Annotated in this window: 20 protein-coding genes; 14 read left to right on the forward strand and 6 right to left on the reverse strand. The window is 72.5% G+C overall.

Features of this window, described 5'->3' with window-relative positions; all coding sequences use genetic code 11:
- Nucleotides 1-53: 53 nt before the first annotated feature.
- Both AC3A5R_RS07830 and AC3A5R_RS07835 read right to left on the reverse strand, forming a co-directional pair.
- On the reverse strand, nucleotides 54-746 hold the full coding sequence (locus AC3A5R_RS07830; RefSeq protein ID WP_323098612.1) for a potassium channel family protein: 693 nt from the start codon (nucleotides 744-746) through the stop codon (nucleotides 54-56).
- Between the two features lie 17 nt (nucleotides 747-763).
- A complete protein-coding gene (locus AC3A5R_RS07835; RefSeq protein WP_487620196.1) occupies nucleotides 764-1,426 on the reverse strand; it encodes a potassium channel family protein in 663 nt (220 codons plus the stop codon).
- Nucleotides 1,427-1,597: 171 nt separating this feature from the next.
- Between AC3A5R_RS07835 and AC3A5R_RS07840 the strand changes: the two genes are divergently transcribed.
- From AC3A5R_RS07840 to AC3A5R_RS07860, 5 genes are all read left to right on the forward strand, one after another.
- A complete protein-coding gene (locus tag AC3A5R_RS07840; protein WP_487620537.1) occupies nucleotides 1,598-3,559 on the forward strand; it encodes an APC family permease in 1,962 nt (653 codons plus the stop codon).
- Complete coding sequence (locus AC3A5R_RS07845) at nucleotides 3,556-4,848, forward strand: class I SAM-dependent RNA methyltransferase (protein ID WP_487620197.1); 1,293 nt, start codon at nucleotides 3,556-3,558, stop codon at nucleotides 4,846-4,848. Before AC3A5R_RS07840 ends, AC3A5R_RS07845 begins: the two co-directional genes overlap by 4 nt.
- Nucleotides 4,849-5,050: 202 nt before the next feature.
- Entirely contained in the window at nucleotides 5,051-7,828 is a 2,778-nt protein-coding gene (gene acnA, locus AC3A5R_RS07850; protein WP_487620198.1) for an aconitate hydratase AcnA, read from the forward strand.
- Between the two features lie 103 nt (nucleotides 7,829-7,931).
- A complete protein-coding gene (locus AC3A5R_RS07855; protein WP_487620199.1) occupies nucleotides 7,932-9,104 on the forward strand; it encodes a C39 family peptidase in 1,173 nt (390 codons plus the stop codon).
- Nucleotides 9,105-9,284: 180 nt separating this feature from the next.
- On the forward strand, nucleotides 9,285-10,610 hold the full coding sequence (locus tag AC3A5R_RS07860) for a C39 family peptidase (RefSeq protein ID WP_487620200.1): 1,326 nt from the start codon (nucleotides 9,285-9,287) through the stop codon (nucleotides 10,608-10,610).
- A gap of 69 nt (nucleotides 10,611-10,679) precedes the next feature.
- On the opposite strand, the gene AC3A5R_RS07865 is transcribed toward AC3A5R_RS07860, so the two are convergent.
- The gene (locus AC3A5R_RS07865) at nucleotides 10,680-11,474 is read right to left on the reverse strand and encodes a VOC family protein (protein WP_487620201.1); all 795 of its coding nucleotides are present in this window, start codon (nucleotides 11,472-11,474) and stop codon (nucleotides 10,680-10,682) included.
- Nucleotides 11,475-11,505: 31 nt separating this feature from the next.
- On the opposite strand from AC3A5R_RS07865, the gene AC3A5R_RS07870 reads away from it, so the two are divergent.
- The 8 genes from AC3A5R_RS07870 (at nucleotide 11,506) to AC3A5R_RS07905 (ending at nucleotide 19,869) form a co-directional block, all read left to right on the forward strand.
- Nucleotides 11,506-11,874 carry a hypothetical protein gene (locus AC3A5R_RS07870; RefSeq protein WP_487620202.1) on the forward strand — a complete coding sequence of 123 codons (369 nt, stop codon included), beginning with the start codon at nucleotides 11,506-11,508 and terminating at the stop codon, nucleotides 11,872-11,874.
- 200 nt (nucleotides 11,875-12,074) lie between these two features.
- On the forward strand, nucleotides 12,075-13,943 hold the full coding sequence (gene dxs, locus AC3A5R_RS07875) for a 1-deoxy-D-xylulose-5-phosphate synthase (RefSeq protein WP_487620203.1): 1,869 nt from the start codon (nucleotides 12,075-12,077) through the stop codon (nucleotides 13,941-13,943).
- A 210-nt stretch (nucleotides 13,944-14,153) separates the two neighbouring features.
- Nucleotides 14,154-15,374, forward strand: a complete 1,221-nt coding sequence (locus tag AC3A5R_RS07880) for a substrate-binding domain-containing protein (protein ID WP_487620204.1) — start codon at nucleotides 14,154-14,156, stop codon at nucleotides 15,372-15,374.
- A gap of 29 nt (nucleotides 15,375-15,403) precedes the next feature.
- The gene (locus AC3A5R_RS07885; protein ID WP_487620205.1) at nucleotides 15,404-16,147 is read left to right on the forward strand and encodes an ABC transporter ATP-binding protein; all 744 of its coding nucleotides are present in this window, start codon (nucleotides 15,404-15,406) and stop codon (nucleotides 16,145-16,147) included.
- A complete protein-coding gene (locus AC3A5R_RS07890; protein ID WP_487620206.1) occupies nucleotides 16,144-16,878 on the forward strand; it encodes an ABC transporter ATP-binding protein in 735 nt (244 codons plus the stop codon). Before AC3A5R_RS07885 ends, AC3A5R_RS07890 begins: the two co-directional genes overlap by 4 nt.
- Complete coding sequence (locus tag AC3A5R_RS07895) at nucleotides 16,875-17,759, forward strand: branched-chain amino acid ABC transporter permease (protein ID WP_487620207.1); 885 nt, start codon at nucleotides 16,875-16,877, stop codon at nucleotides 17,757-17,759. The genes AC3A5R_RS07890 and AC3A5R_RS07895 overlap by 4 nt, the downstream gene beginning before the upstream one ends.
- Entirely contained in the window at nucleotides 17,756-18,928 is a 1,173-nt protein-coding gene (locus AC3A5R_RS07900) for a branched-chain amino acid ABC transporter permease (RefSeq protein WP_487620208.1), read from the forward strand. Before AC3A5R_RS07895 ends, AC3A5R_RS07900 begins: the two co-directional genes overlap by 4 nt.
- A complete protein-coding gene (locus tag AC3A5R_RS07905) occupies nucleotides 18,925-19,869 on the forward strand; it encodes an alpha/beta fold hydrolase (protein ID WP_487620209.1) in 945 nt (314 codons plus the stop codon). Before AC3A5R_RS07900 ends, AC3A5R_RS07905 begins: the two co-directional genes overlap by 4 nt.
- Nucleotides 19,870-19,989: 120 nt before the next feature.
- On the opposite strand, the gene AC3A5R_RS07910 is transcribed toward AC3A5R_RS07905, so the two are convergent.
- Nucleotides 19,990-21,858, reverse strand: coding sequence for a helix-turn-helix domain-containing protein (locus tag AC3A5R_RS07910; protein ID WP_487620210.1), 1,869 nt, complete (start codon nucleotides 21,856-21,858; stop codon nucleotides 19,990-19,992).
- A 34-nt stretch (nucleotides 21,859-21,892) separates the two neighbouring features.
- On the reverse strand, nucleotides 21,893-22,714 hold the full coding sequence (locus AC3A5R_RS07915) for a 3-hydroxybutyrate dehydrogenase (protein ID WP_487620211.1): 822 nt from the start codon (nucleotides 22,712-22,714) through the stop codon (nucleotides 21,893-21,895).
- A gap of 451 nt (nucleotides 22,715-23,165) precedes the next feature.
- On the opposite strand from AC3A5R_RS07915, the gene AC3A5R_RS07920 reads away from it, so the two are divergent.
- On the forward strand, nucleotides 23,166-24,050 hold the full coding sequence (locus AC3A5R_RS07920) for a hypothetical protein (RefSeq protein WP_487620212.1): 885 nt from the start codon (nucleotides 23,166-23,168) through the stop codon (nucleotides 24,048-24,050).
- On the opposite strand, the gene AC3A5R_RS07925 is transcribed toward AC3A5R_RS07920, so the two are convergent.
- Nucleotides 24,040-24,162: a hypothetical protein gene (locus AC3A5R_RS07925; RefSeq protein ID WP_487620213.1), complete on the reverse strand. Its 123-nt coding sequence runs from the start codon at nucleotides 24,160-24,162 to the stop codon at nucleotides 24,040-24,042. The genes AC3A5R_RS07920 and AC3A5R_RS07925 overlap by 11 nt on opposite strands.
- Between the last annotated feature and the right edge of the window lie 269 nt (nucleotides 24,163-24,431).

The raw sequence follows: 24,431 nt of genomic DNA on the forward strand, positions 1-24,431 counted from the left end.
TGGCCCGGGGGCCGGGTTCGTCTGCGGCCCAGAGCTGTCGGTTCGCCCGCGGCTCAGAGCTCGTCGTCGTCGCCGGTGCGGATGCGGGCCCCGGGAGCCACGAGCTTCTGGAGCTCGACCTCCTGCTCGGTCGTCGTGATGAAGAGCAGCTCGTCGCCGACCTCCATCGCGTCGTCGGGCGTCGGGGCGAGCGGGCGCTCCTCGCGGATGATCGCCACGAGGACGGTCTCGCTCGGCCAGTCGACATCGCCGACGCGCCGCCCGGCGAAGGGGCTCGCCTCGGGCAGGGTGATCTCGACCATCGACGCGCGGCCCTGCTGGAACTCGAAGATCCGCACGAGGTCGCCGATGCTCACGGCCTCCTCGATGAGGGCGGTCATGAGGCGCGGCGTCGACACGGCGACGTCGACGCCCCAGGACTCGTCGAACATCCACTCGTTCTTGGGGTTGTTGACGCGGGCGACGGTACGCGGCACGCCGAACTCGGTCTTGGCCAGCAGCGACAGCACGAGGTTGGCCTTGTCGTCACCGGTCGCGGCGACGACGACGTCCGACTCCTCGAGCCGGGCCTCCTCGAGGGCCGCAAGCTCGCAGGCGTCGGCGAGCAGCCACGAGGCCTCGGGCACGCGTGACGCCTGGACGTCGTCGGCGTCCTTGTCGATGAGCAGCACCTGGTGGCCGTTGCCGAGCAGCTCGCGGGCGATGGACCGGCCGACGCTTCCGGCTCCGGCGATGACGACGCGCATGGGTTCTCCTGTGCCGCTCAGCTTGCTGCCGGGGCCTGGTCGCAGACGCGCTCGACACGGGTGAGGTCGTCGCGGGGGACGGTGAGGTGCACGAGGTCGCCCTGCTGGACGACCATGTCGGGACGCGGGAGCGTGCCCTCGCCGAGCCGCGTCACGTAGGCGACGCGCGCCCCGGTCTGCTCCTCGACGTCGACGAGGCGGCGCCCGATCCAGCTCTCGGCGAGGGGCACCTCGGCGATGACGATCTTGCCGCTCGGGTCGGTCAGCTCGGGCACGGCACCCTGGGGGAGCAGCCGCTGGATCATCTGGTCGGCCGTCCAGCGCACCGTCGCGACGGTCGGGATGCCGAGCCGCTGGTAGACGGCGGCGCGCTGAGGGTCGTAGATGCGGGCTGCGACGTGCTCGACGCCGAAGGTCTCGCGGGCGACGCGCGCCGCGAGGATGTTCGAGTTGTCGCCGCTGCTGACCGCCGCGAACGCGTACGCGTCGCGGATGCCGCCGGCGATGAGCGTGTCGCGGTCGAAGCCCACGCCGGTCACGGTCTGTCCCTCGAAGGACGTGCCGAGACGGCGGAAGGCAGAGGCGTCGACGTCGATGATCGCGACGTCGTGGCCGCCCCGACCGAGCGTCCGGGCCAGGGTCGACCCGACACGGCCGCAGCCCATGATGACGAAGTGCACGGACGCGACGCTACACCGTGGGCTCCCCTCGCACCGTGCAGGTCCGGGCCGGTCCCACGGCGGGTCCCGGAGCGGTGTCGGAGTGCGGCGGCACCGGGCGGCGGGGCGGCATACTCTGTCGACGTGCCCGGAACCGGATCGCTGTTCAAGCGCCTCCTCGTCGGTCGCGCCATGCGCAGCGACAAGCTCGGCGAGACCCTGCTGCCCAAGCGGCTCGCCCTGCCCATCTTCGCCAGCGACGCGCTGTCCTCGGTCGCGTACGCGCCCGACGAGATCCTGCTCATGCTGGGCCTCGCCGGTGGCGCCTTCGTCACGACGCACAGCTGGCAGGTGACGATCGGCGTCGTCCTCGTCATGGTCGTCGTCGTCGCCTCGTACCGGCAGAACGTCCACGCCTACCCCTCCGGCGGTGGCGACTACGAGGTGGCCACGGTCAACCTCGGCCCCAAGGCCGGGCTGACGGTGGCGAGCGCGCTTCTCGTCGACTACGTCCTGACCGTCGCCGTGTCGATCTCCTCGGGGGTGCAGAACGCCGCGACCGTCCTCGGCTTCGTCCGCGGTCACGAGGTCGTCGTCGCGGTCGGGCTCATCGTCTTCCTCACGGCGATGAACCTCCGGGGCGTGCGCGAGTCGGGCAAGGCCTTCGCGATCCCGGTGTACGCCTTCATGATCGCGATCCTCGGGATGGGCCTCTACGGCGTCCTCCAGAAGGTGACCGGCACGCTGCAGCCCGCCGAGAGCGCGGCCCTGACGCTCGTGCCCGAGGGCGGCGAGGACCTCACCGGCCTCGCGGCAGCCTTCCTGCTGCTGCGCGCCTTCTCCTCCGGCTGTGCGGCGCTCACCGGCGTCGAGGCGATCAGCAACGGCGTCCCCGCGTTCCGCAAGCCCAAGAGCCGCAACGCCGCCTCGACGCTGCTGCTCATGGGGACCCTGTCCGTCACCATGCTCGGGTCGATCATCGCCCTCAGCATGTGGACCGGCGTCAAGATGGCCGACAACCCGTCGACGCAGCTGCTCCGCAACGGCGCGCCGGTCGGCGACGGCTACGTGCAGCACACGACCATCGGCCAGCTCGCCAACTCGGTGTTCGCGAGCTTCCCGCTCGGCGTCGTGTTCGTCTCGATCGTCACCGGCCTGATCCTCGTCCTCGCCGCCAACACGGCCTTCAACGGCTTCCCGGTGCTGGCCTCGATCCTCGCCCGCGACGGCTACCTGCCACGCCAGATGCACACCCGCGGCGACCGCCTCGCGTTCTCCAACGGCATCGTCATGCTCTCGGCTGCGGCGATCGTCCTCGTCATCATCTTCAAGGCCGAGGTCACGGCGCTCATCCAGCTCTACATCGTCGGCGTCTTCGTGTCGTTCACGACGAGCCAGATCGGCATGGTGCGGCACTGGACGCGTCACCTGCGCCTCGAGCGTGCGGCCAAGGAGCGAGCCCGGATGCAGCGCTCGCGCGTCATCAACGCCGTGGGTGCCGCGATGTCGGCGACGGTCCTCGTCGTCGTGCTCATCACGAAGTTCCAGGCGGGCGCCCGCTACGCCATCATCGCGATGGCCATCCTCTTCGTCGTCATGCTCGGCATCAAGCGGCACTACTCGCGGGTGCGCGACGAGCTGCAGATCGACTGGACCATCGAGCGGCCCATGCTGCCGAGCCACGTGCACGCCATCGTCTGCATCTCCAAGGTGCACAAGCCGACGATGCGCGCCCTCGCCTACGCGCGGGCCAGTCGGCCGACCTACCTCGAGGCCATCACCGTCGACGTCGACCACGACGAGACCCAGGCGCTGCTCGCGGAGTGGGACAAGCACGACATCCCCGTACCGCTCAAGGTGCTCGCCTCGCCCTACCGGCAGATCACCCGGCCGATCCTCGACTACGTGCGCTCGATCCGCAGCGGCAACCCGCGCGACATCGTCACCGTGTACCTGCCCGAGTACGTGCTCGGCAGGTGGTGGGAGCAGCTGCTGCACAACCAGAGCGCGCTGCGGCTCAAGGGCCGCCTGCTCTTCACCCCAGGGGTCATGGTGGTCAGCGTGCCGTGGCAGCTGCAGTCCTCGCAGGGCGCCGAGCGCGACTGGATCGACGAGCCGCCGGTCGGGGGTTCGGTGCGCGGCGGGGCGCTGTGAGCGCTCGCCGGCCCCGGGAGCGAGCGGCCAAGGGGGAGAGCCTGGTCGGCGCCCGGTGGACGCTCGAGGTGGGCGGCGTCGCCCACGGCGGCCACTGCGTGGCCCGGCACGAGGGACGCGTCGTCTTCGTCCGGCACACCCTGCCGGGGGAGCGCGTCGTCGCGGTCGTCACCGAGGGGCGCGACGGCGACAGCTTCGTGCGGGCCGACGCCGTCGAGGTGCTCGAGGCCTCCCCGGACCGCGTCGAGGCACCGTGCAGCTTCGCCGGTCCCGGGCTCTGCGGTGGGTGCGACTTCCAGCACGTGACGCTCGAGGCGCAGCGCCGCCTCAAGGCCGACGTCGTGCGCGAGCAGTTCGCCCGGGTCGCGAAGATGCCCGACGTCGACGTCGAGGTGCGTCCCGTGCCGGGCGACGCCGACGGCCTGCGCTGGCGCACCCGTGTCGAGTTCGCGGTCGACGCCGAGGGGCGGGCGGGCTTGCGGGCCCATCGTTCCCGCGAGGTCGTGCGGGTCGACGACTGCCTCATCGCGACCGAGGACGTCATCGCCTCGGGCGTTCTCGACACCGAGTGGGACGAGTGCGCGTCCGTCGACGTCATCGACGCCGTGCACCCCGACGAGCCCGTGATCGTGCCGGTCCCGGCCGGCGCCGAGGGAAAGGGCACCGACTGGTCCGAGACGCCGAAGGGACCCGTCGGCGGCCTCGTCGGCGAGCTCGTGCGCCAGGGTGACTGGGAGGGCGAGTACGTCGTCGCGGCCCGGGGCTTCTGGCAGGTGCACCCCGGCGCGGCGTCGACGTTCCTGTCCCGGGTCGTCGACCTGCTCGGGGCCGGCCCCGGCGACCGGGTGCTCGACCTCTACGCCGGCTCGGGCCTGTTCACCATGCGTCTCGGGGAGCTCGTCGAGCCCGGGGGCGTCGTCCTCGGTGTGGAGGGCGACGCCGTCGCCGTCGCCAACGGCGAGCGCAACACCGAGCACCTCGCGAACGTCGAGTGGCGCGCCGCCCGCGTCGACCGTGAGCTGCGCTCGCTGGTGCGCCAGGGCGTCACCGCCGACCTCGCCGTCCTCGACCCGCCACGCACCGGCGCCGGCAAGGAGGTCATGGCCCTGCTCGCGCAGGTCGCGCCCCGACGCGTCGTGTACGTCGCCTGCGACCCCGCGGCGCTGGCCCGCGACGTGCGCCAGGCCGCCGAGCACGGCTACGAGATGACCTCCCTCGAGGGCTGGGACGCCTTCCCGATGACCCACCACGTCGAGTGCATCGCAGTGCTGGAGCGCCGACCCGCGTGACGACGCCCCCGGGGCAGACAACGCGGGAGTGAACGACGAAGATGGGCCGCAGGCGGCCGGGTCGGTCCGGGTACGGGACAGCGAGTCGCCACCCCGTGGACACGGGTGGCCCGGGCTGCGCGCCCGTGTGGTTAGATATATCTTGACGTCAAGATAAATCGCGCACTGCGACATCCAACAGAGTTGCTGGAAGGAGCCCGACGTGGGCAGCATCGACAGCTTCAAGGCCAAGGGACCCCTCGAGGTCGGTGAGAAGTCCTACGAGATCTTCCGGCTGGCCGGGGTCGAGGGCCACGAGACCCTCCCGTACAGCCTCAAGGTGCTCCTCGAGAACCTCCTGCGCACCGAGGACGGCGCGAACATCACCGCCGACCACATCCGCGCGGTCGGCTCGTGGGACGAGAACGCCGAGCCCGACACGGAGATCCAGTTCACGCCGGCCCGCGTCATCATGCAGGACTTCACCGGCGTGCCGTGCGTCGTCGACCTCGCCACGATGCGCGAGGCCGTCGCCGACCTCGGCGGCGACCCGGCAAGGATCAACCCGCTCGCCCCCGCCGAGCTCGTCATCGACCACTCGGTCATCATCGACGTCTTCGGCCGCGCCGACGCCTTCGAGCGCAACGTCGAGATCGAGTACGAGCGCAACCGGGAGCGCTACCAGTTCCTGCGCTGGGGCCAGACCGCCTTCGACGACTTCAAGGTCGTCCCGCCGGGCACCGGCATCGTCCACCAGGTCAACATCGAGCACCTGGCGCGCACCGTCATGGTGCGCGAGGTCGACGGCGAGCAGGTCGCCTACCCCGACACCTGCGTCGGGACCGACTCGCACACGACGATGGTCAACGGCCTCGGCGTGCTCGGCTGGGGCGTCGGCGGCATCGAGGCCGAGGCGGCCATGCTCGGCCAGCCCGTCTCGATGCTCATCCCGCGCGTCGTCGGCTTCAAGCTCTCCGGCTCGATCCCGTCGGGCGCCACGGCCACCGACGTCGTCCTGACGATCACCGAGATGCTCCGCAAGCACGGCGTCGTCGGCAAGTTCGTCGAGTTCTACGGCGAGGGCGTGGCCCAGGTGCCGCTCGCCAACCGCGCGACCATCGGCAACATGAGCCCCGAGTTCGGCTCGACGTGCGCGATCTTCCCGATCGACGACGTCACCCTCGACTACCTGCGCCTCACCGGCCGCTCCGACGAGAGCGTCGCGCTCGTCGAGGCCTACGCCAAGGAGCAGGGCATGTGGCTCGGCGCCGACACGGCGCAGGCCCGCTACAGCGAGTACCTCGAGCTCGACCTGTCGACGGTCGTCCCGTCGATCGCCGGCCCGAAGCGCCCGCAGGACCGCATCGAGCTGTCCGCCGCCAAGGAGTCGTTCCGCAAGGTGCTGCCGACCTACGTCGCGCACGACGAGGGCGACGCCGGCGAGGCGGAGTCCTTCCCGGCCAGCGACCCCGGCATCGACAACGGCGGCGACAAGCCGGCCGACGGCGCCACGAACGGCCGACCCTCGAAGAAGGTCTCGGTGACCGACGCCGAGGGCCGCACCTTCGACATCGACCACGGCATCGTCTCGATCGCCTCGATCACGAGCTGCACCAACACCTCCAACCCGTCGGTCATGATGGCCGCGGCGATGCTCGCGAAGAACGCCGTCGAGAAGGGCCTGTCGGTGGCCCCGTGGGTCAAGACGTCGATGGCGCCGGGCTCCAAGGTCGTCACCGGCTACTACGACAAGGCCGGCATGTGGCCCTACCTCGAGAAGCTCGGCTTCCACCTCGTCGGCTATGGCTGCACGACGTGCATCGGCAACTCGGGCCCGCTCAACGAGGAGATCTCCGCGGCGATCAACGACGCCGACCTCGCCGTCACGTCGGTCCTGTCGGGCAACCGCAACTTCGAGGGCCGCATCAACCCCGACGTCAAGATGAACTACCTCGCGAGCCCGCCGCTCGTCATCGCCTACGCCCTCGCCGGCACCATGGACTTCGACTTCGAGTCCGAGCCGCTCGGCCAGGACACCGACGGCAACGACGTGTTCCTCAAGGACATCTGGCCAGCCCCGGAGGACGTCGAGCAGACGATCGCCGCCAGCATCAACCAGGACATGTTCACCGAGGACTACGCCGACGTCTTCGCGGGCGACCAGCGCTGGCAGTCGCTCCCGACGCCGGAGGGCGACACGTTCGCGTGGGACGCCGAGTCGACGTACGTGCGCAAGCCCCCGTACTTCGACGGCATGGCGACCGAGCCGTCGCCGGTCGCCGACATCGAGGGCGCGCGGGTGCTCGCCAAGCTCGGCGACTCGGTCACGACCGACCACATCAGCCCCGCCGGTGCGATCAAGAACGACAGCCCCGCCGGCAAGTACCTCGCCGAGCACGGCATCGAGCGCAAGGACTTCAACTCCTACGGCTCCCGCCGCGGCAACCACGAGGTCATGATCCGAGGCACGTTCGCCAACATCCGCCTGAAGAACCTCCTCCTCGACGGCGTCGAGGGTGGCTTCACGCGCGACTTCACGAACGGTGGCGAGCAGACGACGATCTACGACGCCGCGCAGAGCTATGCGGCGGCCGGCACCCCGCTCGTCATCCTGTCGGGCAAGGAGTACGGCTCGGGCAGCTCGCGTGACTGGGCCGCCAAGGGCACCAGCCTGCTCGGCGTCAAGGCCGTCATCGCGGAGAGCTACGAGCGCATCCACCGCTCCAACCTCATCGGCATGGGCGTCATCCCGCTGCAGTACCCGGCCGGCCAGAACGCCGACTCGCTCGGCCTCGACGGCACCGAGACCTTCTCGATCACCGGCATCACCGCCCTCAACGAGGGAACGACGCCGAAGACCGTCAAGGTCGTCGCGACGAAGGACGGCGGGGAGACGGTCGAGTTCGACGCGGTCGTGCGCATCGACACCCCCGGTGAGGCCGACTACTACCGCAACGGCGGCATCCTGCAGTACGTGCTGCGCTCGCTCGTCGCGGGCTGAGCACGAGGCGCCGGCAGGCGCCACCCGTCGGGGCCCGGTCACCGTTCGTCGGTGGCCGGGCCCCGACGCGTCCCGGGCGTCCCGCGGATGGCATGCTCGACGCGTGAGCGAGCGACACGCGTCCCTGACCGTCTGGGAGTCAGGCTTCGGATGGGAGCCTGCGGCGGACGTCGCCTACCGGGACGTGCACGTCGAGGACTCCGGGCCGCGCAACTACGCCGCCAGCGTGTGGGAGTCTCCGGTCGTCGAGATCCCTTTCACGGCAACGGAGCTCATCCCGTCGTGGAACGCGCGCACGCCGGCCGGCACGTGGCTGCACGTCGAGGGCCGCGTCGGCGACGCGTCGGGCTGGGCGCCATGGGTCACCTTCGCGCGCTGGGCCGAGGACGACCCGGAGGGCGGCTCGCCGGTGACCCGCACGACGGTGCGCGGCCAGCAGCTCGACGCCGGTCACGTCTCGGCCGACACCTGGCACGCCGCACCCGGTCGCGGTCTCGAACGGTGGCAGCTGCGCCTGACGGCCCTGGCCACCGAGGCCGCCGTGCAGGCCGCCGACGGGGCGTCGGGCGGGGGCGTCGAGGTGTCCCTCGTCGCTGCCGTGGCCTCACGATTCGCCATCGCGGCCGACGAGCCGACGAGCCGGCCGGGCGGGGGAGCGGGCCACGAGGTGCCGGTGCCGCCGCACTCGCAGCGACTGCACGTCGACACCTTCCCCCACTGGGACAACGGTGGCCAGTCCTGGTGCTCGCCGACGTCGACGACGATGCTGCTCGAGCACTGGGCGTCGGGCCCGAGCGCGGAGGAGGCGGCCTGGGTCGGCCACGACATCGACCCTGTCGTCGTGCACGGCGTCCGTCGCGTCTTCGACCGGTCCTACGGCGGGGCCGGCAACTGGGCGTTCAACACGGCCTACGCCGCGACGCGTGGGCTGCGGGCGTACGTGACGCGGCTGCGCGACCTCACCGAGGCCGAGGCGTTCCTCGCCGCCGGGGTGCCCCTCGTGGTGTCGGTGACCTTCCGCGAGGACGAGCTCGACGGCGCCGGCTACGGCACGAGCGGGCACCTGCTGACGATCGTCGGTTTCACCGCCGAGGGCGACGTGGTGTCCAACGACCCGAACTCCGGTCGGATCGCCAGCAACGACGAGGTGCGTCGGGTCTACCGGCGCGACCAGTTCGAGCGGGCGTGGCTCGGCGACAACGGCGGCCTGACGTACGTCATCCACCCCCACGGCGTCGAGCTCCCGCCGCCGCCCGCGGAGGCCAACTGGGCCTGAACGGCCGGCGTCGGGTCAAGGGGGCGTAAATTTTCCACGGTGAGCGACCGAATGCCGAGAATCCTTGACCCGAAGCCCCCGTGGGCGGGGCGCGCGGGTGTTCACTGACCGGGCCCAGCAGCCCCGTGCCCGCGTCCACCACGCCGGCCCGGTGGCGCCTGCCCCCACGGAAGGTGTGCCATGTCGTCCGTTCCCACCGTCCCCTCCGGCTCGTCCGGAGTCCCCGCCGGTCCTGCGACGCCGAGCCGACGCGTCGTGCTCGGATCCGCCGCCGGTGCTGCGTTCCTCGGCCTGTCCGCCGCGCAGACCGCGTCCGCCTCGTCGGTGCCCGGAGGACCTGACACCCGCCACGTCGCCTACCGCGAGTGGAGCGGCCCGCAGCTGGCCGTCGGCGCCTTCACCGGCACCCGGGAGTACGTCGACCCGTTCGACCCGACGGCGATGCCGGCCACCTACGACGTCGCGACGTGGACCTCGCCCGTCGTCCGGCCCGGCTTCGGCCTGACCGAGCTCGTCGCGTCGTGGAACGCCGACACCCCCGGACGCTCGTGGGTCGAGGTCAGCGTCCGCGGGCGCAGCGGCGGCGTCGAGACCAAGGAGTACGTCCTCGGGCGCTGGGCCCGGTACGACCCGGCCGACGGCGGCGGCATCCACCGCACCAGCCTCAACGGGCAGGGCGACGCCGTCGCGACGGTCTACACCGACACCCTCGCGACGCGCAGCGGGCACACCCTCGAGTCGTGGCAGCTCGTCGTGCGCCTCATGCGCCCGACCGGCACGGGGCAGACCCCGCGGCTGCGTTCCGTCGGGGCCATGGCCTCGGCCCTGCCGGACGCCGACCGGGTGCCACGCAGCCCGAACGGCCGGGCGTGCGGCACCACCCTCGACGTGCCGCCCTTCTCCCAGGAGCGCCACATCGGGCACTTCCCGCAGTGGGACAACGGCGGCGAGGCCTGGTGCTCGCCCACGTCGACGTCGATGGTGCTCGCCTACTGGGGGGCCGGTCCGCGCGCGGACGAGACGGCGTGGGTCACCGAGGCCATCCCGGGCGAGACCGATCCGCAGGTGGACTTCGCGGCGCGCAACGTCTTCGACTACACCTACGACGGCGCCGGCAACTGGCCGTTCAACGCGGCCTACGCCGCGACGCGTCCGCGGATGCGGGCGTTCGTCACCCGGCTGCGGTCGTTGACCGAGGCCGAGGAGTTCATCGCCGCCGGCATCCCGCTCGTCACCTCGGTGTCGTTCAAGAAGGGCGAGCTGGAGGGCGCGGGCTACGGCACCAACGGCCACCTCATGGTCGTCGTCGGGTTCACGCCCGAGGGCGACGTCGTGTGCAACGACCCCGCCTCGCACCTCATCCGCGACAACGGCCAGGTCCGCGTCACCTACGACCGCGAGCAGTTCGAGAACACGTGGGTGCCGCACAGCGGCGGCATCGTCTACGTCATCCACCCGCAGGACCACCCGCTTCCGGCGCCGCCGCGCCCCGAGCGCAACTGGTGACCGGCCGGCCGGCCCGGACGCCGTGATCCGGGCCGGCTCGTCGGGCCGGTGGGTCCCGGTGGCGAGCCCTCAGCCGCTGTGCGGGTCGCGGTCGGTGACGCAGTAGCTCGAGCCGCCGGGGTCGCGCAGCACGGTCCAGCCGCCGCCCGGGTCGCCGACGACCGTGGCACCGACTGACCTGTGCCGCGCCACCTCGGCGGCGCGGTCGTCGCACGCGAGGTCGAGGTGCGCCGTGACCGGCCCCTCGGCGCGGTCGGGCCGGTCGGGGCGGTCGCCGTCGAGACGCTGGAGCAGGAAGCGCAGCGGCACCCCCGCCGGACGCTCGAGGTGGTGGAACTCGGGACGCGACACCGAGCGGCGCAGCCGCCACCCGGTCACCTCCGTCCAGTACCGGCACTCCGCCTCGTAGGCCGTCGGCGGGATGTCGAGGCACACCTGGTCGACGAGGCTCTCGTGGCCCCGGGGCCAGCGGACCGGCTCGGGGCGCACGTGCGGACCGGCCCGCACGAAGCAGTGGACGAGACCGCCGGGGGAGGAGACCACGACGTAGCCGTGGGGTGAGCGGTGCAGCTCCGTCGCCCCCGACGCCACGGCCCGGTCGGCGGCATCGGCCGGTGAGAGCACGTGCAGGTCGAGGTGGATCGAGGGGCCGGTGGGTTCGGTGCCGGCCGTGCCGGTGCGCTGCACGGCGAGGAACGGGTCGCCCTGCTCGGGCAGGAGGCTGACGAACTCGCCCTCGTCGCCGCGCGCCGGCGACTCGGTCGAGGCCGTCACCGCCGACCAGAACCGCACGACCGAGTCGCGTACTGCCGGCGGCACGTCGAGGAAGGCCGTGACCCACGAGACCGACCAGGGTGTCGTCATGCCCCGAGCGTAGGCGAGGCAGACTGGAGCCATGTCCGCCCACACCCCACCCGGCTGGCCGCCGGGCGTGCCGCCGGCCCAGGCACCGGGCTGGCAGGAGCGGGCCGTGCTCTGGCTGCTCGACCAGTGCCCACCGGACTACCGGGGGTACCCGGGCTGGCGCAAGCACCCCATCGCCCTCGCGTGGATCACCTGCCGCCACCTCGAGGGCCAGGTGGCCGCCACCCGTGACGCGTGGCGTGAGGCGCGCGTCGAGATCGGGCCGCACGTGCCCACCGAGGCGCTGACCGAGATCCTGTCCGAGATCGAGGCCGAGGGCATCCGGCTCGTCGCCGCCACCCGCTCGGCGCGCCTGCTCCACGAGGCGCTGCAGGGCAAGGTCTTCGCCCCGCGGCTCTAGCCGTGGGGAGTCGGTCGCTTCTGGACCTCCTGTGGCGCCGACGCGAGGATCATGTGTGGTGTGCCACGCGGTGGGCGGTGCACGTTTTCGCCGGCCTGATCGTTGCACCTAGACTCGATCAACCCGCTCCGACGCGTCGGGACCAGACCCCCGACGACCCCCTGACGACGCGGCACCGAACTTCGAGAGGAAGACCCGGCGTGGCCCTGCTGGAGACGATCACGAGCCCCGCGGACCTCAAGGCACTGCCGGCCGACCAGCTGCCGGCGCTCGCCGAGGAGATCCGCACCTTCCTCGTGACGGAGGTCTCCAAGACCGGCGGCCACCTCGGGCCGAACCTCGGCGTCGTCGAGCTGACGATCGCGCTGCACCGGGTCTTCGACTCGCCGCAGGACACCCTCGTCTTCGACACCGGCCACCAGTCGTACGTCCACAAGCTGCTCACGGGGCGGCACGACTTCAGCAAGCTGAAGAAGCAGGGCGGCCTGTCGGGCTACCCGAGCCGTGCCGAGTCCGAGCACGACGTCGTCGAGAACTCCCACGCATCCACCGCGCTGTCGTGGGCCGACGGCATCGCCAAGGGCCGGCGCCTCGCCGGCGAGACCGGCCGGCACACCGTGGCCGTCATCGGCGACGGCGCCCTCACCGGTGGCATGGCCTGGGAGGCGATCAACAACATCGCCGTCGACAAGGACCTCCCGCTCGTCATCGTCGTCAACGACAACGAGCGCTCCTACGCCCCGACCATCGGCGGGCTGGCCGATCACCTGGCCACGCTGCGCACGACCCGCGGCTACGAGCGGTTCCTCGACTGGGGCAAGCGCTCCCTGGCCCGCACGCCCGTCGTCGGCGGCGCGATGTTCGAGACGCTGCACGGCGTCAAGAAGGGCATCAAGGACATCGTCGCCCCGCAGGGCATGTTCGAGGACCTCGGCCTCAAGTACCTCGGCCCCGTCGACGGCCACGACGAGCAGGCGGTCGAACGCGCCCTGCGCAAGGCCCGCGACTTCGGCGGCCCGGTCATCGTCCATGTCCTCACCCAGAAGGGCCGCGGCTACCAGCCGGCCGTCGACGACGAGGCCGACCAGTTCCACGGCGTCGGCAAGTTCAACCCCGAGACCGGCCTGCCGTTCGAGGTGTCCGGGCGCATCTGGACCGACGAGTTCAACGACGAGATGGTCGCCCTGGGCGCGGAGCGTCCCGACGTCGTCGCCATCACCGCCGCGATGCTCATCCCCGTGGGCCTCGACGGGTTCGCTGCCGCCTACCCCGACCGCGTCTTCGACGTCGGCATCGCCGAGCAGCACGCGGTCACGATGGCCTCGGGGCTGGCGTACTCGGGCCTGCACCCGGTCGTCGCCGTCTACGCCACCTTCCTCAACCGCGCGTTCGACCAGCTCCTCATGGACTGCGCCCTCCACCGCGCCGGCATCACCTTCGTCCTCGACCGGGCCGGAGTCACGGGCAGCGACGGCGCCTCGCACAACGGCATGTGGGACATGACCCTCACCTCGATCGTGCCGGGTCTGCGCCTCGCCGCCCCGCGCGACGGCGACCAGGTGCGCCGCCGGCTGCGCGAGGCCGTCGACGTGTCCGACGGCCCGACCGTCATCCGCTTCCCCAAGGGCGACGTCGCCGACCCGCTGACGGCCCAGCGCACCATCGGCGACGTCGACGTGCTCTTCGAGAACGCCGGCGACGACGTCGACCTGCTCGTCGTCGGGGTGGGGGCCTTCGCGGGCCTCGCCATCGAGGCGGGGGAGAAGATCGCGGCGCACGGGCGCGCCGTGCGCGTCGTCGACCCGCGCTGGGTGCTGCCGGTCAGCGACACCGTCGTCGACCTCGCCCGCCGGGCCCGCACCGTCGCCGTCGTCGAGGACAACCTCGTCAGCGGCGGCGTCGGCTCGGCCGTCAGCCTCGCCCTGCGCGAGGCCGGCGTCGAGGTGCCGGTGCACACGTACGGCATCCCGAAGCGCTTCCTCGACCACGCCTCGCGCGGCCAGATCCTCGAGGAGCTCGGCCTGACCGCCGACCAGGTCGTCGCAGACCTCGAGCCCCGCCTGGTCTGACGGGCGTCGCCACGGCATCCGCGGCACCCGCGTCGAGTCCCGTGGTCCACCCGACGGGGGTGGCGGCCAGCCACATGCGTCGGCCCGCATTGTGGTCGCACGTCCCACCGCCGCGTTGTGGGCGCTCACCTAGGTTCGCCGAAACGGCTGGGCGTCAACGGATCTCGTTGCAGCAAAGGCGCGAGCGCCCGCCAGAGGTGGAGGACATCGGTGTCCAAGCGTTGGAGCCTGGCGCTCGCGAGCGCCATGATCGCCCTGTCGGTGGCTGCCTGCGGCTCACCGGGGCAGCCGGGAGCTCCGGCGGCCGGTGACGCGGGAGCGGGGGCGACGAACGGTGCGGGAGGCACGTTCAAGGTCGGCCTCGTCTACTCGAAGTCCGGCCCGCTCGCGAGCTACGGCGAGCAGTACCGCCAGGGCCTGACGGCCGGGATCGACTTCGCCACCAAGGGAACCGGCGCGGTCGCGGGCAAGAAGATCGAGATCAGCGAGGCCGACGACGCGGGCGACCCCGCCAAGGCCGTGTCGGCGGCGACCGACCTCATCGGCAAGGGCAGCACCATCATCGCCGGCTCGACCGCCTCGGGCGTCGCGCTCCAGGTCGCGCCACTGGCGCAGGACAACAAGGTGCTGTTCATCTCGGGCCCGGCAGCGGCCGACGCCGTGACCGGTGCCAACCGCTACACGTTCCGCTCCGGTCGCCAGACCTACCAGGACGTCGCCACGGCCGGTTCGATGCTCGGTGACGTCAAGGGCAAGAAGGTCACGGTCCTCGCGCAGGACAGCGCCTTCGGCAAGGCCAACGTCGCTGCCGTCACGGCGATCCTCGGTGCCAAGGGGGCGACGGTCTCGGCGGTCGAGGTCCCGGCTGCTGCCACCGACCTGACGCCGTTCGCGTCCAAGGTCAAGGCCGCCGGCCCCGACCTGCTCTTCGTCGCCTGGGCCGGGGCCAATGCCACGCAGATGTGGACGACCCTCGGGCAGCAGGGCGTCTTCGACACGACCAAGGTGGTCACCGGCCTCGACATCAAGGCCACCCACACGCTCTTCGGCGAGGTCGGCACGAAGATCGACTTCCTCTCGCACTTCTTCGAGGGGGCGGCCGACAACGCCGCGTACACGGCGCTGAAGGACGGGCTCGCCAAGCAGGGCGCGTCGGTCGACCTGTTCACCAACGACGGCTTCGTCGCCGGCCAGATGATCGTGCACGCGCTCGAGACCGGCGGCTCCGACGTCGACAAGATGGTCACCGGGCTCGAGGGCTGGTCGTTCCAGGGGCCCAAGGGGCAGCTGACGATCCGTGCCGAGGACCACGCCCTGCTCCAGCCGATGTTCACCGCGACGCTGAAGAAGGACGGCACCAACGTCGTGCCGCAGCTGGTGAGGACCCTGGACCCGCAGAGCGTCGCCCCGCCGGTCACCCCCTTCAAGTGATCGGTGCGTGACCAGCACATGATCGGCACATGATCAGCGCGGAGGCGGTGGGCTGGAGCGTCGGCGGCGCCCGGATCCTCGACGACGTCACCCTCTCCGTGGGGGCCGGTGAGCTGCTCGGCATCATCGGCCCCAACGGGGCGGGCAAGTCCTCGCTCGTCAACATCCTCAGCGGCGTCACCCGACCCACGCACGGCCGGATCACGCTGCGGGACGACGACGTCACCCGGGCGAGCGCGACGCGTCGCGCTCGGCTGGGCCTCGCCCGGTCGTTCCAGACCTCTGCCCTCTTCGACGGCCTCACCGCCGGTGAGAACGTCCGCCTGGCCGTGCAGGCCGCAGGCTCCTCGCCCTTCTCGCCCTTCCGGCGGGCGGGCGACGACAGGTCGGAGTCCTCGGGACGGGTGCCTGGACTGCTCGCCCGGGTCCGGATGCCGGGGCGTGCCGGCACGCTGGCCCGCGACCTGTCGCACGGCGACCGCCGCAAGCTCGAGCTCGCGATGGCCCTCGCCGCCGACCCCGCCGTGCTGCTGCTCGACGAGCCGATGGCCGGGGTGTCGGCGGAGGACGTCGACGGCCTCACCGAGATCATCGCCGAGGTGCGCGACACCGGCGTCGCCGTCGCGATGGTCGAGCACCACATGCACGTCGTCCTCGGCCTCGCCGACCGCGTCGCCGTGCTCCACCACGGCCAGCTGCTCGCCGTCGGTGCCCCCACCGAGGTGACGGCAGACGAGCGCGTGCAGCAGGCCTACCTGGGAGAGGCACTGTGAGCATCGAACGACCGACAGACCCACCCGTCCTCCGTCTCGAGGACGTGCACGTCCGCTACGGCGGATCGCACGTCCTGCAGGGGATCTCCTTCGACGTCGCGTCGCGCGGCGTCACCGCACTGCTCGGGCGCAACGGCGTCGGCAAGACGACGACCCTCAAGGCCGTCATCGGGCTGGCTCCGCGGACCGGTCGGATCACTCTGCGCGGCAAACCGATCCACGCCCTGACGACGCACCGGGTCATCCGCGGGGGAGTCGGGTACGTGCCCGAGGACCGCGAGGTGTTCGGCGGACTGACCGTTGAGGAGAACCTCCGGCTCGTCGACCCCGAACGCGGCGTCGACGCGCCTGTCGTCGCCGAGCTGTTCCCAGACCTCGTCAAGCGGCGCGGACAGCGGGCCGGCACGCTGTCCGGCGGACAGCAGCAGATGGTCGCGCTCGCGCGGGTCCTGCTGCGCGACAACGACCTTCTCCTCGTCGACGAGCCGACCAAGGGCTTGGCGCCCAAGCTCGTCACCGAGGTCGCCGACGTGCTGGCCGAGGTGGCCCGCACGACACCCGTCCTGCTCGTGGAGCAGAACCTGCCTCTCGTGCGGCGCATCGCCGACCGCGTCGTCGTGCTCGACGCCGGACGCGTCGTGCACCGGGGCGACGCGGCGGCCCTCGTGGCCGACGCCGACCTGACGCGCGAGCTGCTCGGCGTCGCCATGCGTCGGGAGGGTGCCGCGTGAGCGACCTCGTCCTCATCCTCTTCACCGGCCTCGGGCTCGGCGCGCTGTACTTCCTGGCCGCGTCCGGCCTGAGCCTCGTCTACGGGCTCATGGGGGTGCTCAACTTCGCCCACGGCGCCTTCATGACGGCGGGCGCGTACGCGGCGTGGTTGACGATGCGCGACCTGCCGCTGGGGTGGCCGGTCGTGCTGCGCCTTGCCGCGGCGGTGCTCGTGGCCGTGCTCGTCGGGGCCGTCGTCGGCCTCGTCGTCGAGGTCGTCCTCATCCGGCCGCTCTACCGGCGGCACATCCAGCAGGTGCTCGTCACCGTCGGCCTGTCCTTGGCGGGTGTGGCTGCGGCGCAAGGGATCTGGGGATCAGACCCACGCCCGGTGGAGAAGCCCGAATGGATGGGCGGCACGACGCGTCTGCTCGGGGCGACGGTCCCCAACGACCGCTTCGTCTACCTGCTCGTCGCGCTCGTCGTCTTCGGTGGCCTGCTCGCGCTGCTGCACCTGACCCGTCTCGGCCTCGTCATCCGCGCCGGGGTCGAGAACCGCACCATGGTGGAAGCGCTCGGCATCGACGTGCGGCGCACCTTCACCGTGGTCTTCGCCATCGGCGGTGCCGCTGCGGGCCTCGCCGGCGTCCTCTACGCCCAGTACGCCGGCGCGGTCTCACCCGGGCAGGGTGGATCGCTGCTCATCTACGCCTTCATCGTCGTCGTCATCGGCGGGATGGGGTCGCTGACCGGCACCGCCCTCGCGGCGGTCGCGGTCGGGCTCGTGCAGCAGCTGGCCAACTACTACGCCGCGAGCGGCGTGGGCGACCTGTCGGTCGTCCTCCTGCTTGCCCTCGTGCTGCTCCTGCGGCCGACGTCCCTGAAGGGAGCCCCGGCATGACCCCGAGCACGCGCGCCGGCGTCACCGACGCCGCGAGCGACCGCGACACGTCGACCGACCAGGAGGCCGGGGAGCCGGATCCCGCGCAGGCCTCCGAGCAGCCGCCCGCAAAGGGCGTGGAGGGTGCGGGAGGCCTGCGACGCTGGATGGCTCGGCTCGCGCCCGTCGTCGTCCTCGCGGTCCTGGCCTACCTGCCCTACCTGCCGGTAGACGTGCCGGGAGTGCTGCCCGGGCGTCTCAACGGCCCCGGCTCGATGCAGCTGCTCGCCACGTGCCTCGTCATCGGCGGTATCGCCTTGAGCTACGACGTCCTGTTCGGGCGTACCGGGCTGCTCAGCTTCGGTCACGCCCTCTTCGTCGCCGCCGGCAGCTACCTGCTGACGATCTCGACCGCATCGTGGTCGCTGCCCCTGCCCGCCGCCGTCGGGCTGGCGCTCGGGCTGTCGACGCTCCTCGCGCTCGTCGTCGGCGCCGTGGCCCTGCGGGTCGGCGGGATCGCCTTCGCCATGGTGACGCTCGCATTCGCCCAGGCCGCCTCGATCATCGTGATGCGCGACCCGGGTGGCGCGACCGGCGGCGAGGAGGGGCGCACCATGAACCGCGCAGCCCTGCCCGACGTGCTCGTCGGCGTGGCCAACGCCCCCTACCGGTACTGGCTCGCGCTCGCGTTCCTGGCTCTGACGTGGGTCGCCGTCTCGCTGCTCGTCGCCTCGCGGGCCGGGCACGCGATGGCGGCCGTCCGTGAGAACGAGCAGCGAGCCGCGGTCATCGGGCTCGGCACCTACCGGGTGAGGCTCCTGGCCCTCGTGGCCGGGTCGTTCCTCGGTGCGCTGGGCGGCGTCGTCCACGCCCTCGTGCTCGGCGGCTCGAGCCCGCACCTGACGACCTCGGAGTTCACGCTCTCGCTGCTCGTCATGGTCGTGCTCGGCGGCGCGGGCAGCCGGTGGGGCGCCGTCATGGGCGGCGTGCTCTACACCTATGCCGATGCCAGACTTGTCGAGGTGAGCGGCGCCGGCGTCCTGCAGTCGCTGCCCGAGGTGGTGCGCCAGGTGCTGTCGCAGCCGCTGTTCATCCTCGGCGCGTTCTTCGTCGTCGTCGTCTACTTCGCACCGTCGGGGCTCACCGGTCTCGGCGGGAGGATCATCCGGAAGGCAGGGGCCTCGTCATGACCCAGTCCGCGTTCGTCATCGAGCTGCCCGAGGGCAGCCTCGCGATCCACGACCTCACGGTCGGGCCTGTCGCCCCGGAGGCGCCTGTCGTGCTGGCCGTCCACGGCATCACGGCCAACGGGCTGTCCTGGCGACGCGTCGCCGACGAGGTGGCGCGGCGGCACGGCCCGGGTGCGGTTCGCCTCCTCGCGCCGGACCTGCGCGGCCGTGGAGACAGCCGGTCGGCCCCCGGACCGTACGGCCTCGCGGCGCACGTCGACGACCTCGTGCAGACCGCGTCGGTCTTCGGGGCGGCGCCCGTGCTCGTCGGCCACTCGATGGGCGCCTTCATCAGCGCCCTGGCCGTGGCCCGCCACCCCGACCGGTTCGCCGGCGCCGTCCTCGTCGACGGCGGCCTCGCCTTCCCCGTCGACGCCTCGGTGGACATCGACGCGGCCTTGCAGGCCGTCATCGGCCCTGCCATGGACCGGCTCCGGATGCGCTTCGGCGGCCCGGGCGAGTACCTCGACTTCTGGAAGAAGCACCCGGCACTCGGCCCGGTGCTCGAGGGGCCCGGGGGCGACGCGGCGCGCGCCTACATCGAGCACGACCTCGTGGAGGATCCCGACGCGCCGGGCTCGTGGCACAGCACGTGCGTCCTCGACGCGGTGCGGGCCGACGGCGCCGACGTGCTCGCCGACCCGGAGACGCACGCCGCCGTCCGCACCGCTGCCGCGCGTGGCGTCCCCCTCGAGCTCGTCTGGGCCCGCCGCGGCCTGCTCGACGAGCCGCAGGGGATCTACGACGAGCAGCGCCTGGCCGCCCTCGACGTGCCGGCGTCGGTGCACACCACCTCGGTCGACGCCAACCACTACGACGTCATCCTCGGCGAGACCGGCGTCGGGGCCGTCGTCGACGCCGTCGACCGTCTTCTGGCGGCCCCTGCTGCCGGGTCGAGGTGATCCCTCGCGCCTGACCGCGACGGAGCACCTCCAACCGCATACGTCCCCGTCCGGTCGAGGTATTCCTGCGCGCCAGACCGCGGCGGGACACCTCGACCGGCGCGGAGGCGGCGGTCGGCGTCAGGCGGGGGACTGGAGGGCCCGGAGGCGAAGGGCCAGCTGCAGCTCCAGGGCGTGGTCGGGCTGCTGCCACGTGGCACCGAGCAGGGCCGAGATCCGCTCGAGCCGTTGTGACACGGTGTTGACGTGGACGTGCAACGTGCCGGCGGCGTGACGCGGACTGCCCCCGGCCGAGAAGTAGGCCGCCAGGGTGCCGACGAGGTCGGTGCCGCGGCGGTCGTCGTACTCGATGACGGGGCCGAGGAGCCGCCGCACGTAGTCGTCGACGTCCGGCGCCGAGCCGACGATGAGCCCGGCGAAGCCGAGCTGGGTGGCGGCGGCACCCTTGCCCTTGTGCCCGAGCGCGATGAGCGCCCCGACGGTGCGGGCGCCCTCCTCGTGCGCGGTGGGCACGCCGTCGACCCCCTCGACCGGGCCGACGCCGGCCACGGTGACGCAGGTGCGCCGGCCGATCCGGGCCGCCACCGCACGGGCCAGGCCGTCGGCGTCGGTGCCCGGGACGAGGGCCACGACGTCGCCGTCGTGCGAGCCGACGAGCGCCACCTCGTCGGTGGCTGCGCTGGCGGAGAGGAGCAGGGCGCGATGGCCGTGCGGGTCCTCGCCGCGCAGCACGAGCACGCAGAAGGGCCGGTTCGGGTCCAGGCCGGCTGTGCGCGCCAGCTGGAGGCGCTCCTCGCGGCTGCCGCGGGCGCTGACGAGATCGGACACGAGTCGGTTGCGGGCGGACTGGCGAGCGTCGGCGGCCTGCCGCTCGAAGAGCAGGACGAGGGCCGTGACGACCCCGGCGCGCTCCACCGTGCGCTGCTCGGACTCGCGCAGCCGGTCGATGCCGCCGATGACCAGGGTGCCGAGCCGTTCGCGCGCCGCGGTGATCGGCAGGACGTACATGCCCTCGCGCTCGAGGAGACGACCGGAGCCCTGCCCGGGCACGCTCGACAGGAGGTCCTCGAGGAGCCCGACGCGTCCGGAGCCCGGGTCGGGTGCCGGGCCGGCGGTGCCGATGCGGGTGCCGTCCTCGTCGACGAGAACGGCCCAGCCGCCGAGGAGGTCGCACAACGCCCGGGCCACGTCGTCGACGCCGCCACCGCCGAGCACGAGCGAGGCGAACCGGTCGTGGGCAGCGGCGGCCCGCTCGATGCCCTCGGCGTACTGGCGCACCGTCTCGTGCGCCTCGGACAGCTGGGCCAGGGCATTCTCGGCGTCGGCCAGGGCGCGCGTCTGCACGAGGGTGACCGCGGCGAGCGTCGCGAGGTTGCCGAGGAGCGCGACCTCCTCGCGGGTGAACGGGCGCGAGGACCGGTTGGCGGCGAAGAGCACGCCGACGAAGTGCGACTCGACGATGAGGGGAGTGCCGCAGATGGCGATGATCCCCTCCTCGCCGACGGCACCGTCGATGGCGGACGTGTGCCGGAACCGCTCGTCGGACCAGTAGTCGGCGGTCCAGTACGGCTTGTGCGTCGAGGCGACGAGCCCGCCGAGACCGGCACCGAGCGCCAGGCGCACCGACTGGAAGGCCGCCGACACCGACCCGTCGGTCGCGCGCATGAAGGTGTCGCCGGCCTCGGGGTCGTAGAGGGTCAGGTAGGCGAGGTCGGTGCCGACGAGCCGGCGGGCCCGCCTCACGATGGCGTCGAGGACCGACCCGGGGTCGCTCTCGGTCGCGAGCTCGCGGGCGGTGTCGAGAAGGGCGGCCAGGCCCGCCTCGCGGTGCTGGTGCACCTCACGGGCGCTCGTGATCCGCAGGGCGAGGTCGCGCGCCTCGGCAGGAGCGTCGGCGGCCGCCACCTCGGCCACCGAGGCGTCGGCGGCGAGCAGCTCGAGCAGGCGCATCACCTGGTCGACGGTCATCGTCTCGCTGCGGGTCACCACGGCCAGATCCTAGGTCGACGCGGCGCCGCGGCGCTCAGTGCGCCGTCCAACCGCCGTCCATCGAGAAGGACGTGCCGTTGACCGACGCCGACGCGGGCCCGCAGAGGAACAGGGCGAGGGCTGCGACCTCATCGGGCTCGACGAGCCGCTTGACCGCGACCGGCTCGAGCATGACCTTCTCGACGACCTCCGCCTCGGGGATCCCGTGGGTACGGGCCTGGTCGGCGATCTGCTTCTCCACCAAGGGCGTCCGCACGTAAGCGGGGTTGATGCACGTCGAGGTGACGCCACGCGGTCCGCCCTCGAGGGCGACGACCTTCGAGAGGCCCTCGAGGCCGTGCTTGGCCGTGACGTAGGCCGACTTGAAGGCGCTGGCGCGCAGCCCGTGGACGCTCGACACGTTGACGACGCGGCCCCAGCCCCGGTCGTACATGTGCGGCAGCGACTGCCGGATCAGGCGGAAGGGGGAGACGAGCATGAGGTCGAGGATGAGGTTGAACCGCTCGAGCGGGAACTCCTCGATCGGGCTGACGTGCTGGATGCCGGCGTTGTTGACGAGGATGTCGACGTCGGTGGGCAGCGCTGCGAGCCCGTCGAGGTCGGCGAGGTCGGCCGTCACCGGCATGACGCCCTCGACGCCGTCGAGCGAGGCGAGGCCCTCGGCGTCGCGGTCGACCGCGTGCACCTTGGCACCGGCTGCCGCCAGCGCGCGGGCGATGCTCGCCCCGATGCCGCTCGCGGCTCCGGTCACGAGGGCCGTGCGCCCGGTGAGGTCGATGGGTTCGTTGGCCGCCGTGGGGACCCGCGCGGGGGAGTCCGGGGCGGCGTCGCGTGCGTCGTTGCGGGCGTCGGCCATGCGGGAAGACTAGGGACGGCCCCCGGGGGCACCTGTGTGGGCCGCGGACACAAAACGGCCCATCCGGTGTGCGATCACACACGTGCGGCGATGCCACTCCGAGCGCGCTCGTCCCCTCGCACAACCGTCACGAGAACGACACCTCTCCCGTGGCTCGTTCGCGTTGACGCGCGCACCGCGGTCTGGTGGTGTCGACGTCATGCACCCGCGGCCGACCGGCCGCGGTCACGACAGGGGAGGTTCGACGGTGACGTCGACATCAGGAGTGCCGCGTCCGGCATGGGCGGACGACGGAGACGGCGCAGGGCGCGGAGACGGCGCAGGGCACGACACGGACGGACGAACCGCCGGGCAGCAGGACACCGCGGTCCGCGAGGTCGGGGGTCGCGACGGGGTGGCTCCGCCGCCGCACCGCCGGTCCGGCGCGTCGCCGCGCTCGTGGGTCTGGGCCGTGCCACTGCTGGCACTGGGGGGTTGGTTCGCCGGCCTGCTCCCGTGGATCGTCGCGCGCTCGAGCACCCACACCTTCGGCACGCCGTGGAACCCGCGCAACGACCTGCGCAGCGCCCTGCTGCCCTTCCAGCACCAGCAGCTCATGACGCTGCTGCTCGTCACCGTGGTCGCCGGCGCCCTCGCCGGCTCCGCGCCGTGGTGGAGCCGGGACCGTCTCCGGCGCCGGTGGCAGCTCGCACTGCTGGCGACGTTGGGTGCCGCCGCCGCGACCTCGTGGGCCGTGGCCCAGACGCTCGGGCCGGATCCCGACCTCGGCGGCTCGGGACGCACGGCCGACACGGTGCGCCTCGCCTTCGTCGCGCTCACGGTGGCCGGCTCGCTGCTCGGCCTGCTGCTCGGGCTCGGGGCCTCGCTGGGCGGACCGGTCCTGCGGACGGTGGCGGCGACGCCGCTCGTCGTGGTCGGGGCCGACTGGCTGGGCCAGCTCGTCATCGTGGCGCTCGCGGACCCGTCGCGTCCGCAGCCCCTGACCTGGCTACCGACCACGCTCGCGGTTCTCACGGGCGTCGGGGTCGGCGTCCTGCTCGCCGTGCTCGGGATGCGCCCGATCTGGCGGCTGGTCGGCTGGGTGCTGGCCCTCGTGCTGCTCGTCCTGACGCCTTCGGTGCTGACCGCGACCCGGTACGTGCTGGAGTCGCTGCGCGGAACGCCGGTCCGCAGCGCCGAGCTGGCCGAGCTCGCACACGACGGCCTCGAGGTGTTCCGGCTCTCACTCACCTCGACGGCCACCGCGTTCGGGCCGGCGACCCCGACGACGACCGCGTTCATCGCCGTGGTGGTCGGCGCGCTCGGAGGGGTGCTCGTCCGGCGCGTCAGGGGATGACCGACTGCGCGACGCGTTCCACCTCGACCGGCAGGGAGTCGTTGAGGTTGAGCGGGTGCTCGCAGGAGGAGGCCGACCCCGATGCGCCGGCGAAGGTCCACGCATAGGCCACTGACGTGCCGTCGCGGTTCGCCGCGCAGTCTGGCGCGCCGGTCGCGCGCGCCCGAGCCGGGTGATGCGTACCGCGTAGGTGAGGGCGATGACCTGGTCGCGGGGCAGCGTGCCGGTCGTGGTGCGCCCCTCGGAGGTGAGGACCCACGCGCCGGAGGCGGTGACCACGAACCTGCTTCCGCACGGGCCGCCCGGGCACATCCCGCCCCAGGTCCGACGCTCCACCCGAAAGTCGTCGGGCAGCCACACGGTCGGTGTGTCCGTGCCCGG

The organism is Intrasporangium sp. Soil_C_50 (assembly GCF_057656595.1).

What these genes read in the sequence shown, in the direction of transcription:
- AC3A5R_RS07870 (WP_487620202.1), top strand. Translation starts at nt 11,506, where the DNA reads ATGTCCGCCCACACCCCACCCGGCTGGCCGCCGGGCGTGCCGCCGGCC.
- AC3A5R_RS07840 (WP_487620537.1), top strand. Translation starts at nt 1,598, where the DNA reads ATGCGCAGCGACAAGCTCGGCGAGACCCTGCTGCCCAAGCGGCTCGCC.
- AC3A5R_RS07905 (WP_487620209.1), top strand. Translation starts at nt 18,925, where the DNA reads ATGACCCAGTCCGCGTTCGTCATCGAGCTGCCCGAGGGCAGCCTCGCG.
- AC3A5R_RS07865 (WP_487620201.1), bottom strand. Translation starts at nt 11,474, where the DNA reads ATGACGACACCCTGGTCGGTCTCGTGGGTCACGGCCTTCCTCGACGTG.
- AC3A5R_RS07915 (WP_487620211.1), bottom strand. Translation starts at nt 22,714, where the DNA reads ATGGCCGACGCCCGCAACGACGCACGCGACGCCGCCCCGGACTCCCCC.
- AC3A5R_RS07830 (WP_323098612.1), bottom strand. Translation starts at nt 746, where the DNA reads ATGCGCGTCGTCATCGCCGGAGCCGGAAGCGTCGGCCGGTCCATCGCC.
- AC3A5R_RS07860 (WP_487620200.1), top strand. Translation starts at nt 9,285, where the DNA reads ATGTCGTCCGTTCCCACCGTCCCCTCCGGCTCGTCCGGAGTCCCCGCC.
- AC3A5R_RS07900 (WP_487620208.1), top strand. Translation starts at nt 17,756, where the DNA reads ATGACCCCGAGCACGCGCGCCGGCGTCACCGACGCCGCGAGCGACCGC.
- AC3A5R_RS07885 (WP_487620205.1), top strand. Translation starts at nt 15,404, where the DNA reads ATGATCAGCGCGGAGGCGGTGGGCTGGAGCGTCGGCGGCGCCCGGATC.